The following is a 15,831-nucleotide window of genomic DNA, read 5'->3' on the forward strand; positions in this document are numbered from 1 at the left end:
GATCCGTTCTTCGACAAAATACCAACAGGAGAGAACGACATGTCTACTCCGACGAACATTTCGTCCGCGCGCAGCGCCGTGCTCGATTCGGCACACGTCGGCGATATCAAAGGCGCGCTCGGCACGATCGCTCACCATGACACCGCGCCGCGCACGAGCTGGTGGGCGCGCCTGCGCACGTTGCTCGCGATTCTCGGCCCCGGTCTGATCGTGATGGTCGGCGACAACGACGCGGGCGCGTTCGGCACCTACACGCAGGCCGGCCAGAACTACGGCACCACGCTGCTGTGGACCATGCTGTTGCTGGTGCCGGTCCTGTTCGTCAATCAGGAGATGGTGCTGCGGCTCGGTGCGGTGACGGGCGTGGGCCACGCGCGGCTGATTTTCGAGCGCTTCGGCAGATTCTGGGGCGCGTTCAGCGTCATCGATCTGTTCCTGCTGAACGCGCTGACCATCGTGACGGAATTCATCGGCATCACATTCGTGCTCGACTTTTTCGGCGTCTCGAAGATCGCGGGCGTGTGCATCGCCGCGGCGCTGACGATGGCCGCCGTCAGCACCGGCGACTTCCGCCGCTTCGAGCGCTTCGCGGTCGCGCTGTGCGTGTTGAGCCTGCTGCTCGTGCCGGTGCTCGTATCGATTCATCCGCCGGTCGGCCAGATCGCGCGTGACTTTTTCATTCCGAACTGGCCCGCGCATTCGAAGCTGTCCGACGTCATGCTGCTGGTGATCGGCATCGTCGGCACGACGGTTGCGCCGTGGCAGTTGTTCTTTCAACAGAGCTATGTGGTCGACAAGCACATCACGCCGCGCTTCATGAACTACGAAAAAGCCGACCTGTGGATCGGCATCGTGTTCGTGCTGATCGGCGCGGTCGCGATGATCTCGTTCAGCGCGGCGCTGTTCGACGGCCGGCCCGGGTTCGGCAACTTCACGGACGCGGGTGGCGTGATCGCCGGCCTCGAGAGATACGCGGGACGTACGTCGGCCGTGCTGTTCGCGATCGCGCTGTTCGACGCGTGCGTGATCGGCGCGGCGGCTGTGTCGCTATCCACCGCCTATGCGATCGGCGATGTGTTCAAGATGCGCCACTCGCTGCACCGTAGCGTGTCGGATGCGAAGGGCTTCTACGTCGTGTACTTCGCGATCGTCGCGGCCGCCGCGGCATTGGTGTTGATCCCTGGCAGCCCGCTCGGTCTGCTGACCGAAGCGGTGCAGACGCTCGCGGGCGTGCTGCTGCCGAGCGCGACCGTGTTCCTTCTGCTGCTGTGCAACGACCGGGCGGTGCTGGGCCCGTGGGCCAATTCGAAGCAGCTCAATCTGTTTACCGGTGCGGTGATCTGGGTGCTCGTGATGCTGTCGATCATCCTGACCGCGTCGGTGATCTATCCGGACATCGCGGCGCAAACGATCGTCGAAGTACTTGCGGGCGGCACGCTGCTCGCGGTCGTCGGGTATGCGGTCACCATCGGGATACGCAAGCTGCGACGCGAGTCCGCGGCCGAGCCAAGCCCGATCTATGCGAAGGACGCGCGCAACACGTGGCGCATGCCGCCGCTCGACGAACTGCCGCCATCGCGTCTGACGCTCACCAAACGCGTGTGGATGGGCGTGCTGCGCGGCTATCTGCTGCTCGCGATCGCGCTCGTGATCGTCAAGGTCGTGCAGATGGCGTTGCTGAACTAGCGCGAATGGTGAGGAGTTCCAGGAGGTCCGGGCAATGGTGAGGTTTTACGGGAGCCATGTCCGGAGCGTCGGCAGCGCTTGGAACAACTGATTGCGCCTTGGAAGCTACGGGATTTCGCTCGCAAGCCGGCACGTTCAGCCTTTGGGCGTTCCCGAGCCGAATGCCGCAACCGCGTCGCGGAATCGCTGACTGCCGTACACCTGCTCGATGAGATCCTCGTCTTCGAGGTTCTGGTCGACCACGATGCGCCGCAAGCTCTCCTTGACCGCATGCTGCGTGACGAGCGATAGCGCAACGAGCCGCTCGGCAAGCGCGCACGCCGCGTTGCCGACCTGTTCCTTCGCCGTGACGTCGTACACATAGCCGCACGCGTGCGCTTCGGCGGCGCTGAGGAAGTCGGAGAGCAGCAGCATCTTCTTCACGCGCGGCACGCCGAATGCCGGCACGAGCCGCGCGAGATTGCGTGACGACAATGTGTTCGATAACGTCTTTGCGATCGGCGCGCCGAAGCGCGAGCCCTCCGCACAGATGCGAAAGTCACACGCCGTAGCGATGGCGAGTCCGCCACCCACGGCCCAACCGTCGATCGCGGCGACGGTGGGCACTGCAATGCGCTCGACCGCGTCGATCACCCGTTCGACGAGCGCTTCGTATTCGACGCCCTGGCGGCCTGTCGTGAAGTCGCGGAAGTAGTCGATATCGGTGCCCGATATGAAGGACTTGCCACCCGCGCCGCGCAGAACGATGCAACGTACGGTTTGGTCCGCGCGGCACCGGTCGATCAGTGCCAGCAATGTCTCGTACATCGGAATCGACATCGCATTGTGCCGCTCGGGGCGATCGATCACGATCTGCGCGACCGACTCCGTCAGACGTTCGAGCCTGACTGTCTCACTCTCAGCTTCGCTCATTTCGCCGCCCCGTTGATCTCTGCATAGAGTTCGTCGTTGTGCTCGCCCAGGCGCGGCGGATAGCGTCGCACGCGCTGCGGCGTACCGAGCATCTTGACCGGAAAGCCGATGTTCTTGACCTTGCCTTCGACCGGATGGTCGATCTCCATGCACATGCGGCGATACTGCGCATGTTCGCTGCCGAACGCTTGCGGATAGGACAGGATAGGTCCGGCGGGAATGCCCGCGGCGAGCATCGTCTCGATCCATTCCTCGCAGTCGCGCAGTCCGAACGACGTCTCGAGCGCTTCGATCAGCGCTTCGCGGTTTTTCAGGCGCAGCGAAACGGTCTCGAACTCGGGGGACTCGAGCAGATCCGGCCGCTTCAGCAATTCGCAAAGACGCGACCACAGTTTCTGGTTGGTTGCGCCCATCACGAAGTAACCATCACGCGCCTTCACGGCCTGGTACGGCGCGCTCATCTTGTTGCTGGTGCCAAGCGGCGTCGGCTCGACACCCGTTCCCCAGTAGTCCGACATGTCCCAGATCGAAAAGGCCATCGCCGAATCGAACAGCGACGCGTCGACGTGTTGCCCCTGCCCGGTCTTCTGCGCGCCGATATAAGCGGAGAGGACGCCGTATACCGCGAACAGGGCGCAGCCGATGTCGGCCACCGGCACGCCGGCCTTCACCGGTTTGCCGCCTTTGTAGCCGGTCACGCTCATCACGCCGGACATGGCCTGAGCCATCAGATCGAAGCCGGGGCGTTGCGACCATGGGCCGCTCTGACCAAAGCCCGAAATGCTCGCATAGACGATCTTCGGGTTGAGTTCGCGGATCGTTTCATAGTCGATCCGCAGCCGCTGAACCACGCCGGGCCGATAGTTCTCGACGATCACGTCGGCGGTTTTCGCCAACTTGTAAAAGAACTCGCGCCCCTCTTCGGTCTTCAGATCCAGCGCGATCGAGCGCTTGTTGCGGTTCATGTTGAGAAAGCCCATGCTGTCCGGGCCTTTCATCTTGAAGCCCATGGCGCCGCGCGTCTGGTCGCCTTCGAGCGGCTCGACCTTGATGACGTCGGCGCCGAGATCGCCGAGCATCATGCAGGCGAACGGGCCGGCCATCACCTGGCTGACATCGAGTACACGAATTCCCTGCAACGGCAAAGGTCGGTTGTCCGTATCCGCGTGGGCGTTGGATGGTGTGGGTGGGTAGCTTTGCGTCATGTCGTCTCCTGTTTTCCCGGCCGGTGCGCCGTAGCGCGAGCGGCGGTTGCAGCACCGGTGTGGCGTGCGTCAACTGTCGCGCACGCGAGGGTGCCGCCGCAAGAATGCGACGGTCATAGCTGGTTTCGCAAAACACGAAAGGGCAACGCGTTGCGATCGAACGACCGACCGGCGGGACTTCTGCGGTCGCCCTTCAGCAGTCATGCTTCAGCGACCCGCCACGTGCCGTCCGGCGGTGAGTGCGGCTTCGATGTTGCGCAGGGTCTGCGCCTGCGCATGTCCTTCCGCGCAAGACAGCAGGTAGCTACGCTGGTGCCAGTCACCCGCGAGTTCGGCGACGCCGAGGCCGTCCTCGGGATGAAAGCTGCGTAGCACGTCGGGCGGCATCAGACCCACGCCGAGCCCATGCCGCACGACGGCGAGCATCGTGTCGAAGCCGTTGACCAGATAGTCGCAATCGAACCGACGGCCGCGGCTGTGAAATACGCGTTGCACGGCGGCAAGGATCGCCGAGCCCTTGCCGAGGCTCACGAGCGGGAGTTCGAGCAATGCGTCGAGCGCGACGGGCTGCGGATCGATGTGGAAATGTGCGCGGCTGTACACGAGCACCAGCCGGTCCTCTCGATAGCACATTTGCGGCAGATCGAGAAAGCCGCTTTTCTTTTCGTAGATGCCGATGTCGATCGTCTTGTCGCGCAACATCTGCTGCACGATGCGGCTATTCTCTTCGACGAGCTTCAGCGAGATACCCGGATAGATACGCTGGATCGCAGCGATATCCGCGGCAAGAAATTCAATGATCACGGCTTTCGGCGCACCGATGACGACGCGTCCGTCGAACCCGCTCACGAGCGCCTGCGCCTCGCTCGCGAGCCGGTCCACCAAGGTGTCGACCTGCTGCAGATAGCCGAGCAGCTTGCCGCCGGATTCGGTCACTTCCACACCGTGCGGCACCCGCCTGAAGAGCTTCGTGCCGAGCTGTTCCTCGAGATCCGTCAGGCGACGCGACGCCGCCGCCACGGCGAGCCCCAGCCGATTGGCCGCCCGCGAGATGCTGCCCTCTTCGACCATCGCGACGACGAGACGAACGGTGGTGGTGTCGACTTTCATGCGCTGACATGAGGACCGGATCAAGGGTGAGCGCCATGTTACCGCACTCCGTTGCCTCAGACAGGTGAAGCCGGAGATCGGCGACGCGCCAATGGTGAGGAGTTCCAGGAGATGACACTACGGTGAGGATTTCCAGGAGTCGAGCGAATGACGCGGACACGCAACGGTGAGGAGTTCCAGGAGATCAGCCTCATATGAGGCCTCGCGCCCACGACAATCGATCGATGCTGGTGAAGCGCGAGCCATCGGCTCCCGAAAAACCTCACCTGAGGGCGATCACCCTCATTGCTTGGTCTCCGTCAGAACTTCACCTTCACCTGAAACCCAATCGTAAAGGGCAGATTGTCCGATGGGATCGGCGGAATGATGATGAAGTTCGCGCCGACGCGCTTGTAGTCGACCATCACGATGGGCGCGACCACCGGGCCGATCGTGTGATTGCTGCCAAGACCCCAGTTGCCGTAGTTATAGCCCGAGATGATCCCGCCCATCACCGCGATCCGCACGATGCCCCAATGCGCGAACTCCGGCGCCCATAGGCCGCCACCGTAGTAGGACGGCCGACGCAGGGAGTTGCGAAAGCCGCCGGCGGTCAGCGCCCACTGGTTGTTTAGCCAGCACTCGACGCCAAGCCCGGGATTGAACTGCTCGAAGTGCGTATCGGGATCGGGATTGATGTGATACGAGCCGAGCATCGCGTCAACCCATACACCGCCGTCGCACCAGTTGCCCGCGTGCGCCGTGGAGACCGCCGCGAAGCTTGCGAAAAGCGCCACCGCGGCGCGTCGGATGTTCTTGTTCATCTGCCTGAAGTGCATTTCTTCTCCGTCACCGGTCGAGCGCCGGTGTCATGGTGTGCTGGCGATCGGCGTGCCGCCCGTCGCGCACTGTACCTGAAGCCGCGCAGTCGATGTTGAAGGCTCGCTCGGCCGGCCGGGCACACAACGTGCCCCCGCAGCCGGAACCGCCACGATAACGGAGAACCTATGGCGACGTGATGAATATGCGGTGAAGAACCTCGCGGTGTGCAGCGCGCGCCATCGGCGATGGCCCCAACGTCTACAGACCGAGATCGGACAGGCTGGGGTGATTGTCGGGCCGCCGACCGAGCGGCCAGCGATACAGCCGGTCGGCTTCACGAATCGGCAGGTCGTTGATGCTCGCGTGACGGCGCGCCATCAGGCCATGCTCGTCGAACTCCCAGTTCTCGTTGCCGTACGAGCGGAACCAATTGTTCGAATCGTCGTGCCATTCGTACGCGAAGCGCACCGCGATACGGTTGTCGGTGAACGCCCATAGCTCCTTGATCAGCCGATAGTCGAGCTCCTTTACCCACTTGCGGCGCAAAAAGCCAACGATCTCGGCGCGGCCATGCACGAATTCGGCGCGGTTGCGCCACACGCTGTCCGTTGTATAGGCGAGCGATACGCGCTCAGGTTCGCGCGTGTTCCATGCGTCTTCCGCGGCGCGCACTTTCTGGATCGCGGTGTCGCGCGTAAACGGCGGCAGCGGCGGGCGGGTTTCGACGGTATCGGCCATGATGGTTCCTCAGTCAGGTTTGGGGTGCGCCGGGATGGCGGCCGTTTGATTGCGGGGGTTTCGCTGCCGCATCGAGCAAGGTCTTGCCCACCGTCCGCGCGTCGAGCGCCGCTTCGGCTTCGCCACTCACGAGCGCCACCGCGATCGCGCCGTCGAGCAACACGAGCCATTGCCGCGCGAGCGGCGCTGCGCGACGCGCATCGATTTGCGCTTCCGCGGCAAACGCACGGCATTCGGCGCGCACGAAATCGAGCAGCCGTGCCTTGTGTTTGCGCGCGACGACGCGGATCGGGTCATCGGCGGATTCGGTCTCACCGGCCGCGTTAAGAAACGCGCAGCCATGAAAATCCGCCGATGCGAACCACTCACGCAGTACGTCGAACATGCCGAGCAGGCGCTTGCGCGCGCTGTTGCCGCGCCGTTGCGTGCCAGCGATAAACCAGTTCATCCAGCGCTCGTCGCGCCGTTCGAGCGCAGCCGCGATCAGCGCGTCTTTCGATTCGAAGTGCGTGTAGAAGCTTTTGCGGCCGGTGCCGGACTGCCGCACGATCGCATCGACGCCGGTTGCATGGATGCCGCCGGCGTAAATGAGCGCCTCCGCGGCATCGAGCAGCCGCTCGCGCGCCGTGCCGGGCTGGACCGGGTCGTTTGGACCGGTCGAGGTCGTTTCGTGTGCCATGGACGAAAGGTAGAACGATCATTCTCCTTCGTCAAGTTTTCCTATGCGCTTCCGCGCTATGGGTACGCTTGCTGCTATCTTGATGGAGATCGCTTGTCTACCCTTCAACCGGAATCGCATCGATGAACCCATTCCCGTTTCACACCGCGTGGGTACGCGCGCTGCTCGGCGCAATGCTGCTCAGCGCGATGGCCTGCACGCCGATCCAGGTGCTCACGCATTCGGTCAGCCAGAACGAAGCGCGCGTGCCGCCTGGGCGCTACGAGATCGATTCGGACCATACGAGCATCACGTTCGACATCGATCACTTCAAATACACGCGCTTTACGATGCGTTTCGATCGCAAGCAGGGGCAGCTCGACTGGAACGACGGCGGCCTCGATCGCAGTACGGCGTCGGTCGCGATCGACGCCGCGAGCATCGACACGAACGTGCCGCTGCTCGACAAGATGGTGAAAAGCGACAGCATGCTCGACGTGGCGCGCTATCCGCAGATCCGCTTCGCCAGCACGCGGTTCGAGCGCACCAGCGAAGCGCACGGCACGCTGAGCGGCGACCTGACGATTCGCGACGTCACGCAGCCGGTTACGCTCGAGGTCACATACAACGGCTTCGCGCGCGATCCGCTGACCAAGAAAGACACGCTCGGCTTTTCCGCGGACGGTCATTTCAGCCGCGCGAAGTTCGGTCTGGCCACCTGGTATCCAGCCGTCGGCGACGATATTCACGTGCTCATCCAGGCCGAGTTCGTGAAAACGCCCGCAGGCGCGTAAGCGCGATGCGGGCGTCGGCAAATCGAGCCGCGCGGTGCTCGCTCAGGCAGCGGTCCAGTCGAGGATCACCTTGCCGCTCTCACCGGAGAGCATCGTCGCGAAAGCCTGCTGATAATCGTCGACCTTGAAATGGTGCGTGAGGATCGGCGACAGATCGAGCCCGCTTTGCAGCATCGCGACCATCTTGTACCAGGTCTCGAACATCTCGCGCCCATAAATGCCCTTGATTTCAAGGCCCTTGAAAATCACCTTGGTCCAGTCGATCGCGGTTTGCGCCGGCGGAATGCCGAGCAACGCTATCTTGCCGCCATGGTTCATCGCGTCGAGCATGTCCGTAAACGCGCTCGGCACACCTGACATTTCGAGGCCGACGTCGAAGCCCTCGGCCATGTGCAGATCGTGCATCACGTCGCGCAACGATTCTCGCGACACGTTCACGGCGCGCGTCGCGCCCATCCTGCGCGCGAGTTCCAGGCGATAGTCGTTGACGTCGGTGATCACGACGTTGCGCGCGCCGACGTGCTTCGCGATCGCAACCGCCATGATGCCGATCGGCCCCGCGCCGGTAATCAGCACGTCCTCGCCGACGAGGTTGAACGACAACGCCGTATGCGTCGCGTTGCCGAATGGATCGAAGATCGCGGCGAGGTCGTCGGAGATTTCGGGCGGAATCTTGAATGCGTTGAAGGCCGGAATCACCAGGTATTCGGCGAACGCGCCCTCGCGATTCACGCCGACGCCGATGGTGTTGCGGCATAGATGCCGGCGGCCGGCGCGACAGTTGCGGCAGAAGCCGCAGGTGATGTGTCCTTCGCCCGACACGCGATCGCCGATCGCAAAGCCGCGCACTTCCTGCCCCATCTCGACGATTTCGCCGACGTATTCATGGCCGACGTGCATCGGCACCGGAATCGTCTTTTGCGCCCAGTCGTCCCACTTCCAGATATGAATGTCGGTGCCGCAAATCGCGGTGCGCGTGATGCGGATCATCACGTCGTTATGGCCGACTTCGGGCTTTTTCACGTCGGTGAGTGTGAGGCCCGGCCCGCGTTCGAGTTTCGCCAATGCTTTCATCTGCTTCTCCGTTCGAACACCCGCGGACTATGCGTGGATCACGCCGAGTTCGCGGCCGACGCGCGCGAACGCGTCGATCGCGCGATCGATCTGTTCAGGCGTGTGCGCGGCGCTCATTTGCGTTCGGATGCGCGCGCGGCCGCGCGGCACGACCGGAAACGAAAAGCCGATCACATAGACGCCCTGCTTCAGCAGCGCATCGGCCATCTGTCCCGCAAGCTGTGCGTCGCCGAGCATCACCGGAATGATCGGATGCTCGCCCGGCACGAGCGTGAAGCCGAGCGCGCTCATCGCGCGTCGGAAGTGCGCGCCGTTTTCGCGCACGCGCGCGCGCAGCCGCGCGCCTTCATCGCTGGCTAGCAATTCCAGTACCTTCAGCGACGCCGCGGCGATGCTCGGCGTCAGCGTGTTCGAGAACAGATACGGACGCGAGCGCTGCCGCAACAGCTCGACGACCTCCTTGCGCGCCGCGACGTAGCCGCCCGATGCGCCGCCGAGTGCCTTGCCGAGCGTGCCGGTAATGATGTCGACGCGCGCCATCACCCCGCAATGCTCGGGCGTGCCGCGGCCATGTTCGCCGATGAAACCCACCGCATGCGAGTCGTCGACCATCACCAACGCGCCGTACCTGTCGGCCAGATCGCAGATGCCGGCCAGGTTCGCGATGATGCCGTCCATCGAGAACACACCGTCGGTCGCGATCAATTTGAAGCGCGCGCCAGCCGCGTCAGCTTCCTGCAAACGCGCTTCGAGATCGGCGAGGTCGTTGTTCCTGTAGCGAAAGCGCTTCGCCTTCGACAGCCGCACGCCGTCGATGATGCTCGCATGATTGAGCTCGTCGCTGATGATCGCGTCGTTTTCGTCGAGCAGCGTTTCGAACAGTCCGCCGTTCGCGTCGAAGCAGCTCGAGTAGAGAATGCAGTCGTCGGTTTGCAGAAACGCGGCGAGCGCCGCTTCGAGTTGCTTGTGCACGGTTTGCGTGCCGCAGATGAAGCGCACCGACGCCATGCCGAAGCCGTCGCTGTCGAGGCCTTGCTTGGCGGCTTCGATCAGCCGCGCGTCGTCGGCGAGACCGAGATAGTTGTTCGCGCAGAAGTTCAGCACATCGCTGCCGTCGGCAAGACGCACGCCGGCCGACTGCGGACTCGCGATCACGCGCTCGCTCTTGTAGAAACCGTCGGCGCGGATTTGTTCGACGGTACCGCGCAGATGGGCAAGGTATTGGTCACGCATGAACGGGACTCCTGAGGGTGATGGCGCCCGCGTTCGCCTGGGCGGAGCAAGGGCGGCCTGATATAGTCGGCTGTCATCTTTATCGGACTTTTTCGTTTTTTCGAACTAAAATCCGGTATATCGAACAACTCTAAGCGATGGGTCACAAAATGGCAAGTTCCGGTACCCGCCGCGCAGTGGCCGCTACGGCGCCCACTTCCGCTACCGCGGCATCACCGATGAATACGCCGAGTGCGGCGCCGCCGCGCGTCGGCGAGCAGATTCAGCGGCTGCGCGCCGAGCGGCGCATGACGCTCGACGATCTGTCGCGCGCGGCCGGGGTGTCGAAGTCGATGCTGTCGGAAATCGAGCGCGACAAGGCGAATCCGACGATCGCGGTCGCGTGGCGGCTGACCAACGCTCTCGGCGTGAGCCTCGATTCCTTGTTTGCGCCGCAGAAGCCGCCTGAAGCAATCGCCGTTTCGGGACCGCACGACATCCCTACGCTAAGCGGTCATGACGCGAAATACCAGTTGCGGGTGTGGGGCCCGATCGAGCTGGCCGGCAAGTTCGAGTGGTACGAGTTGACGCTTCAGCCTGGCGGGGCGCTGGTGTCGAACGCGCACGAGCCCGGCACGCGCGAGCATCTGACCGTGTTGCACGGCTCGATCGAAATCGAGGCAGCCGGCACGGCCAGGCGGCTCAAGGTCGCGGACACCGCACGCTACGTCGCTGACGAGCCGCACGCGATCCGCAACGTCGGCAAGAGCGAAGCGAAAGCGCTACTGGTCGTGATTCACGGCTAGCGCGCCGGGATGACGGAAGTTTGGCGCGGCGCGGACACCAGGTTCGCCACGCGTTAGGCCGTTCGGCCAGGTTGCGTCTGATACTGTATGTTTGTACAGTATCAAGTGTCGATTGGAGCCGAGAATGAACAACCTGAAAACCGACCCTACCGATCAAACTCTCGCCGCGCTGCGCTATCAGACCGCCGCGCGCGATCTCGAGCATATTGTGCGCAGCATCGCCGCACGTTATATCGTCAAACAGGTGCCGCTCACGTGGCGTCTGCTACATGCCATCGAAGCCGAGGCGCTGGCCGATCTCGGCTTTGCGAGCCGGCATGACGCACTGATGCTCGGGCTGTTCCAGCGCCCGTCCGATCTGCCTTATCCGGAAACCGATGACGGCGTGGATTTCGGCGCGTCCAATGCGCTGCCGGCCGTTTTCGCGTTTGCGGTGAATGCGTACGAGGAAGCCGCACGGCAAGCGGCGCGCCGGGCGGCGCTTCCCCTGGCCGTGGATGCGCCTTTACGGCGGGCCCGGGCGTGGGGCGGCTGATGCGGGCATCGCATAGGAACCGCCTGGGTCCTCGTCGGTTCGCTGGGATCGGCTTCGCGCCGGCTAACGCCCACGATACGCGGACCGCGCGGTGCAACTAACTGAAGGAATGCCCATGTCGCCCCCGCATCTGTCCGGTTCCGTTGCACGCCTCGCCCCCTCCACCGACCTGTTCGACCAGCAACGCGAAGACTGGCGTCGCGACCCGCAGATCGCGTTCGATGCATGGCTCGCGAAGCAGCATTTCCGTCGCTCTTCCGCGTTGGTCTATCAGGCGCAGTGGGGCCAGTTCCTGGACTGGCTTCGTGCGCGGCAACAAAGCCTCGCAACGGTCGAGATGGCCGCGATCGCCGAATTCGTCGCGAGCCTCGAGATTCGCCGAACGCAACGGATCCGCTATTTACGGCTCATAGAGCGGGTACTCGATCACGTGCGCGAGATCGAATCGGCGTCGACCAACCCGGCCCGTTTCATTGCCCAGGATGGCGAAGCCGCGTGGCGCAATGCGCGCGACAATGAGCCGACCGGTTTTCTCACGCATGCGGAACGCACTGCGTTGACCGCGCGGCTGTTCGCGCCCTTGCCGGTGCTGTCGACCGCGCGGCGCTGGCGAGAGCGACGCGATCGCGCGCTAATCGCCGTATTTCTGGGCGGAGGACTGAAGACGGGTGAAGCGGGAGCGCTCATGGTTAGTTGCGTGAGAGAGGGCTCGCCGTGGGTCACGATCGAGTCCGCGAATCCGATGCTGACTCGCCGCACGCGGCTCGCGCCGTTCGCGACGGCGATTCTCGACGCCTGGCTCGCCGAACGTCGGCACACAGAGCTGGCCGGCAATCTGGTGTTTCCCGCGTCGCCGTCCGGCCGCCCCATGCACAAGGCCACGATGCTGCGCGCGGTGGACGCGCTCGTCGACGCGGCGGGGATTACCGCATCGCGGCAGTCGCGCGCGAGTCCGCAGACCTTGCGCAATACGTTTGCGGCGGACCTTTTCGAGAGCGGGGTGGACGCCGAACAGGTCGGCCAATGGCTCGGCTTCGTGCAGGCAGTGTCCTCGAACCGGCTATATCGCGCGTGGCAAACGTGGATCGACCAACAGGAGTCGCCGGCTGCAAATGAGCCGGATCCAGCGGCCGCGCCGTTGGCCGAGCCCCGACGCGACGGGCGTTTGACGAGGAAAACGGGAGCCAGAGAATCCTGAGAAACCTCACCTTTCGGGTCCCGAATTTCCTCACCTTTGACGTTTTTTCCGTTGCGTTGGCCGCCTGTCGCTAGCGCACCGTGTCGACGGAGCGCGACGACGGCGCAGGGGACGCATCCTTCGACAGGAACCGGTTCACAGCCGCGAGCCTCGATTCGCCGGGGCCGGAAGAGTGCTCGCATTCGGGGCACAGCAACTCGAACCGGTGATTGACCTCCGACAGCTCCGGCTCACCTTCCTGACATTTCGGGCATCGCGCGGGCAGCGTGACGTGGCCATCGGCCGCCGTGCCGATCATGCCCAGTTCTTCGCTCGTGAGCCGTCCGTCACTGACCAGCGAGCACAGCAGCACGGCAATGGCCGGATCGATACCCTGCTGGGTACGCAGCGTGGCGACTTGTTTCGTCAGCGCATCGACTTCGTCCGACTGCTCGCGGAGCTGCGCGTCGAGCCGGTCAGCGCGTGCCTTGGCGGCGGCAATCTGCTGGATGAACTCGAACTCCTTGCGGCTCGCATCACGCACGCTGGACTGATACGTCGCGGCCATGCTACGCAGCGAATCGAGTTCGACCAGCATCGGCTTGACGCGCCGCTCTGCTTCGGCGACCGCATCCTTGATCTGCTGCGCATAGTGCTCGGTGCTTTGCCGCAATTCGACGTGCAACGCGTCGATGCGGTCGCGTAACGCGGCATTCGTGGTCTGTTCGTTTTCGAGCCGTTGCCGCAGCGCCTCGTTTTCCTGGTCGAGCCGGCGCGTGGTCGCCTGCATGCCTTCGAGGTGAACGCTGCCGTGCGTAGTCGCGCTCAATAGCTGGGCTTCAAGTGTGCGAACTCGCTCCCACGCCGCTTCGGCGCGCGCGTCGCTGCGCCGGATGGCGTCGTCGGCCGCGTCGAGGCGGATTTGCGCGTCGTGGGCGCGTTGATCGGCGGCGCTGATCTGGGCGCGGATCTCTTCGCGCTCGCCATCGAGCGCCACTTTCGCCTGCAGGAGCGCTTCTTCGAATAGCGCGCCCAACAGTTCGCCGGCGCGATCTTCTAGCGCCTTCGGGATCGCACCCGCTCCGACTTTGACCCGCGACACACTGCGGATACGCTCCCAGAAATGATCGATGTCTTTCGGAATGTCGCTCGCGCTACCGGTCTGCGTGAGATCGCGCACGGCGGCCATCGATGGCCGGATGCCGAGATCGAAAAAGAGCCGCTTGCATGCATGCAGCGACAGCTCCTGCCGGCGCACGCCCTGCGCCCGCATCGATTCAAGCTCACCGCGAATGGCTTGCCGCTCCTGATCCAGATTCATGTTTACCTCGATGTGGCTCGAATTGGATGGATCATAACAATTTACGTAACATTTGCTACCGATTGGTGAGTCGCGAACGGATTAGCGCGGACGAGCGCGTTTTAGACGGCCCTATTGCGCTAGAAACATGCGCGTCGCCTTTTTTCCGTGAAACAAAACGAAGAATAGCTGTTAAGCCTTTGTATTAGAAGCGCTTTGTCTTCGTTGCACGTGCTCGCGTACTGTTTCACGATGGATTCGCAATGGCTGCAGGTGCACGGACTGTGTTTTATGGGACTCGCGGGGTGGAAGGCTTGAGAGTAATAAAAGTAAACACCCTTGAACCCTTGTTAAAAACGTTAACGACTCGGCAAACCCTTATCTGGTGGGGCTCTCAGCCCGGCAAGGTGAAGCTTTGCGGGAGACGTGGTGAGGGGCTGCGGGAAGCTCGAGTGATGGGGTTCGGGGACTTGGGTGAGTGGGTCCGGGACGGAAAGTGAGTGGGTTCAGGAAACGCCGTATCGGTGGGTTTGGGCAAAGGTGAGGTTTTGCGGGACTTCGCAGCCGCGACGCGCCCCACTGTGCTTAAAAGTCCTTACCCGGTGCGGCCTGCGCCAAGGTGAGCGCTTTCGGGAGGCTCGCGACCGGGCTTTCTGGGGGCGTTTCGGCGCCGGTAAACCACTTAGGTGAGCCAACGCGGGAGAAAACGTGAAACGAAGGTGAGCTGATACAGGCCGCGGAGGCCGATTTGCGCCCTTTTTGAGCATTCACAACGCTAAGGTGAGGGTTTACGGGAGCGAAGGTGGATGGCGACGTATCGATCGCTCGAACGATCGGCCTGCTGGATACGCTTGTGACCGGTGCGGTGAGGGGATTCGGGAGAATGGCTGTTGGGCCGGGCCAGCGCGCTGGTTTGGCTGACGATCCAGTCAAAGGTGAGGCTTTTCGGGAAGCGTTGGATCATGTTCGTTGCATTAAGGTGAGGAAATTCGGGATCCAAATGGGGGCTGCGGGCTGGAGATGCCCGCGCGACGGCGGATTGCGGGTGCAAGTACATCTAGCCACCGATTGCAAAGGTGAGACTGTTCGGGAGGTCCGCAGCGAGGAAATGAAGAGTGCTGCAGTGCGAAAAACAGCCATAAGGTGAGAATTTACGGGAACTGCCGTCGTTCGAGCGTGTGCCGACATCGTCGCAAGTAGCTGAAATCATTTGATTATTTACCCGGGCAACCGCAAAGGTGAGGGTTTTCAGGGCGTCTCTGGACTGCGGCGCCGAAGCCTCGAGAAACCTCAAAGGTGAGGCTTTTCAGGAGCGGAGATGGCGAAAATGCGATACCGGTGCGGCATGAGCGTATGTTGTGCTGTGTCGTTCGGCGGTGCGACGGTGAGCTTTTTCGGGGGGCGTCCCAATGGTGGGCATTTGGCAGCGACGCAATCTACCCGATGGCTGCAGACGCGGGCCCGCTGCGAAGTCGCTGGTTCGCCGGGGGAATGAGCCTCGGTCGATAATCGACAGACCGATGTCGGTGCGCCGCACCGTATGAGGTCTCGAAAAAATCCGCGTAAATTTTTGAGGTGAGAAGATTCAGGATCAAAGGCTCTCCGTTCCCGTACGCGGCAAAACTCGCCAAATTCGGAAACGCCGCGACCGGCAAGGAAAGCCCGATCCTGGCCGTACGCAGCCGAGGTGAGGGTTTTCGGGAGTTGCTCGAGGTGAGTCGCGCTCCGTAAACTCGCTTCACCGGCAATGGTGAGGTGCGCGCTATAGACGCGTATCACCACAGCCGGTATGCTCTCGCGAAATCCCCCTCCTCCCCCGACGC

The 15,831-nt window shown here is 63.0% G+C and carries 14 protein-coding genes and 1 pseudogene; 5 read left to right on the top strand and 10 right to left on the bottom strand.

The genetic code is table 11. The features are described from left to right. The first annotated feature begins 39 nt into the window (after nt 1-39). Nucleotides 40-1,686: an NRAMP family divalent metal transporter gene (locus tag BJG93_RS28635; protein ID WP_027195422.1), complete on the top strand. Its 1,647-nt coding sequence runs from the start codon at nt 40-42 to the stop codon at nt 1,684-1,686. Nucleotides 1,687-1,821: 135 nt separating this feature from the next. Here BJG93_RS28635 and BJG93_RS28640 read toward each other — a convergent pair whose 3' ends face one another. The 6 genes and pseudogenes from BJG93_RS28640 to BJG93_RS28665 form a co-directional block, all read right to left on the bottom strand. Continuing rightward, the gene (locus BJG93_RS28640; RefSeq protein ID WP_027195423.1) at nt 1,822-2,598 is read right to left on the bottom strand and encodes an enoyl-CoA hydratase; all 777 of its coding nucleotides are present in this window, start codon (nt 2,596-2,598) and stop codon (nt 1,822-1,824) included. Beyond that, nucleotides 2,595-3,803, bottom strand: a complete 1,209-nt coding sequence (locus tag BJG93_RS28645; protein ID WP_034478076.1) for a CaiB/BaiF CoA transferase family protein — start codon at nt 3,801-3,803, stop codon at nt 2,595-2,597. The genes BJG93_RS28640 and BJG93_RS28645 overlap by 4 nt, the downstream gene beginning before the upstream one ends. 207 nt (nt 3,804-4,010) lie before the next feature. Beyond that, nucleotides 4,011-4,913, bottom strand: coding sequence for a LysR family transcriptional regulator (locus BJG93_RS28650; protein WP_027195425.1), 903 nt, complete (start codon nt 4,911-4,913; stop codon nt 4,011-4,013). A 299-nt stretch (nt 4,914-5,212) separates the two neighbouring features. Next, nucleotides 5,213-5,731: a hypothetical protein gene (locus BJG93_RS28655; RefSeq protein ID WP_027195426.1), complete on the bottom strand. Its 519-nt coding sequence runs from the start codon at nt 5,729-5,731 to the stop codon at nt 5,213-5,215. A 241-nt stretch (nt 5,732-5,972) separates the two neighbouring features. After that, the gene (locus BJG93_RS28660) at nt 5,973-6,452 is read right to left on the bottom strand and encodes a nuclear transport factor 2 family protein (RefSeq protein WP_027195427.1); all 480 of its coding nucleotides are present in this window, start codon (nt 6,450-6,452) and stop codon (nt 5,973-5,975) included. Nucleotides 6,453-6,475: 23 nt separating this feature from the next. Then, nucleotides 6,476-7,131: pseudogene (locus BJG93_RS28665) on the bottom strand (TetR/AcrR family transcriptional regulator); the annotation flags it as partial. A 122-nt stretch (nt 7,132-7,253) separates the two neighbouring features. On the opposite strand from BJG93_RS28665, the gene BJG93_RS28670 reads away from it, so the two are divergent. After that, nucleotides 7,254-7,904 carry a YceI family protein gene (locus tag BJG93_RS28670; RefSeq protein ID WP_027195428.1) on the top strand — a complete coding sequence of 217 codons (651 nt, stop codon included), beginning with the start codon at nt 7,254-7,256 and terminating at the stop codon, nt 7,902-7,904. Between the two features lie 42 nt (nt 7,905-7,946). Here BJG93_RS28670 and tdh read toward each other — a convergent pair whose 3' ends face one another. Continuing rightward, nucleotides 7,947-8,978 (bottom strand): L-threonine 3-dehydrogenase, encoded by a 1,032-nt coding sequence (gene tdh, locus BJG93_RS28675; protein ID WP_027195429.1) that lies wholly within the window; start codon nt 8,976-8,978, stop codon nt 7,947-7,949. A 27-nt stretch (nt 8,979-9,005) separates the two neighbouring features. Next, nucleotides 9,006-10,211 (bottom strand): glycine C-acetyltransferase, encoded by a 1,206-nt coding sequence (locus tag BJG93_RS28680; RefSeq protein WP_027195430.1) that lies wholly within the window; start codon nt 10,209-10,211, stop codon nt 9,006-9,008. A gap of 137 nt (nt 10,212-10,348) precedes the next feature. On the opposite strand from BJG93_RS28680, the gene BJG93_RS28685 reads away from it, so the two are divergent. The 3 genes from BJG93_RS28685 (at nt 10,349) to BJG93_RS28695 (ending at nt 12,729) form a co-directional block, all read left to right on the top strand. After that, on the top strand, nt 10,349-10,996 hold the full coding sequence (locus tag BJG93_RS28685; RefSeq protein WP_027195431.1) for a helix-turn-helix domain-containing protein: 648 nt from the start codon (nt 10,349-10,351) through the stop codon (nt 10,994-10,996). A gap of 124 nt (nt 10,997-11,120) precedes the next feature. Beyond that, nucleotides 11,121-11,531: a DUF2471 family protein gene (locus BJG93_RS28690; RefSeq protein ID WP_027195432.1), complete on the top strand. Its 411-nt coding sequence runs from the start codon at nt 11,121-11,123 to the stop codon at nt 11,529-11,531. Nucleotides 11,532-11,646: 115 nt separating this feature from the next. Beyond that, nucleotides 11,647-12,729 carry a tyrosine-type recombinase/integrase gene (locus BJG93_RS28695; protein ID WP_027195433.1) on the top strand — a complete coding sequence of 361 codons (1,083 nt, stop codon included), beginning with the start codon at nt 11,647-11,649 and terminating at the stop codon, nt 12,727-12,729. 70 nt (nt 12,730-12,799) lie between these two features. Here the strand turns inward: BJG93_RS28695 and BJG93_RS28700 are convergent, their stop codons facing one another. Together BJG93_RS28700 and BJG93_RS28705 are read right to left on the bottom strand one after the other, a co-directional pair. Beyond that, nucleotides 12,800-14,029: a DNA-binding protein gene (locus tag BJG93_RS28700; RefSeq protein ID WP_027195434.1), complete on the bottom strand. Its 1,230-nt coding sequence runs from the start codon at nt 14,027-14,029 to the stop codon at nt 12,800-12,802. Nucleotides 14,030-14,783: 754 nt separating this feature from the next. Beyond that, complete coding sequence (locus BJG93_RS28705) at nt 14,784-14,972, bottom strand: hypothetical protein (RefSeq protein WP_154671737.1); 189 nt, start codon at nt 14,970-14,972, stop codon at nt 14,784-14,786. Nucleotides 14,973-15,831: the final 859 nt, after the last annotated feature.

The organism is Paraburkholderia sprentiae WSM5005 (assembly GCF_001865575.2).
Classification (GTDB): Bacteria; Pseudomonadota; Gammaproteobacteria; order Burkholderiales; family Burkholderiaceae; genus Paraburkholderia; species Paraburkholderia sprentiae.

Bases quoted from the DNA above. Each gene is read 5' to 3' on its own strand.
- BJG93_RS28635 (WP_027195422.1), top strand. From the start codon at position 40: ATGTCTACTCCGACGAACATTTCGTCCGCGCGCAGCGCCGTGCTCGAT.
- BJG93_RS28640 (WP_027195423.1), bottom strand. From the start codon at position 2,598: ATGAGCGAAGCTGAGAGTGAGACAGTCAGGCTCGAACGTCTGACGGAG.
- BJG93_RS28645 (WP_034478076.1), bottom strand. From the start codon at position 3,803: ATGACGCAAAGCTACCCACCCACACCATCCAACGCCCACGCGGATACG.
- BJG93_RS28650 (WP_027195425.1), bottom strand. From the start codon at position 4,913: ATGAAAGTCGACACCACCACCGTTCGTCTCGTCGTCGCGATGGTCGAA.
- BJG93_RS28655 (WP_027195426.1), bottom strand. From the start codon at position 5,731: ATGCACTTCAGGCAGATGAACAAGAACATCCGACGCGCCGCGGTGGCG.
- BJG93_RS28660 (WP_027195427.1), bottom strand. From the start codon at position 6,452: ATGGCCGATACCGTCGAAACCCGCCCGCCGCTGCCGCCGTTTACGCGC.
- BJG93_RS28670 (WP_027195428.1), top strand. From the start codon at position 7,254: ATGAACCCATTCCCGTTTCACACCGCGTGGGTACGCGCGCTGCTCGGC.
- tdh (WP_027195429.1), bottom strand. From the start codon at position 8,978: ATGAAAGCATTGGCGAAACTCGAACGCGGGCCGGGCCTCACACTCACC.
- BJG93_RS28680 (WP_027195430.1), bottom strand. From the start codon at position 10,211: ATGCGTGACCAATACCTTGCCCATCTGCGCGGTACCGTCGAACAAATC.
- BJG93_RS28685 (WP_027195431.1), top strand. From the start codon at position 10,349: ATGGGTCACAAAATGGCAAGTTCCGGTACCCGCCGCGCAGTGGCCGCT.
- BJG93_RS28690 (WP_027195432.1), top strand. From the start codon at position 11,121: ATGAACAACCTGAAAACCGACCCTACCGATCAAACTCTCGCCGCGCTG.
- BJG93_RS28695 (WP_027195433.1), top strand. From the start codon at position 11,647: ATGTCGCCCCCGCATCTGTCCGGTTCCGTTGCACGCCTCGCCCCCTCC.
- BJG93_RS28700 (WP_027195434.1), bottom strand. From the start codon at position 14,029: ATGAATCTGGATCAGGAGCGGCAAGCCATTCGCGGTGAGCTTGAATCG.
- BJG93_RS28705 (WP_154671737.1), bottom strand. From the start codon at position 14,972: ATGATCCAACGCTTCCCGAAAAGCCTCACCTTTGACTGGATCGTCAGC.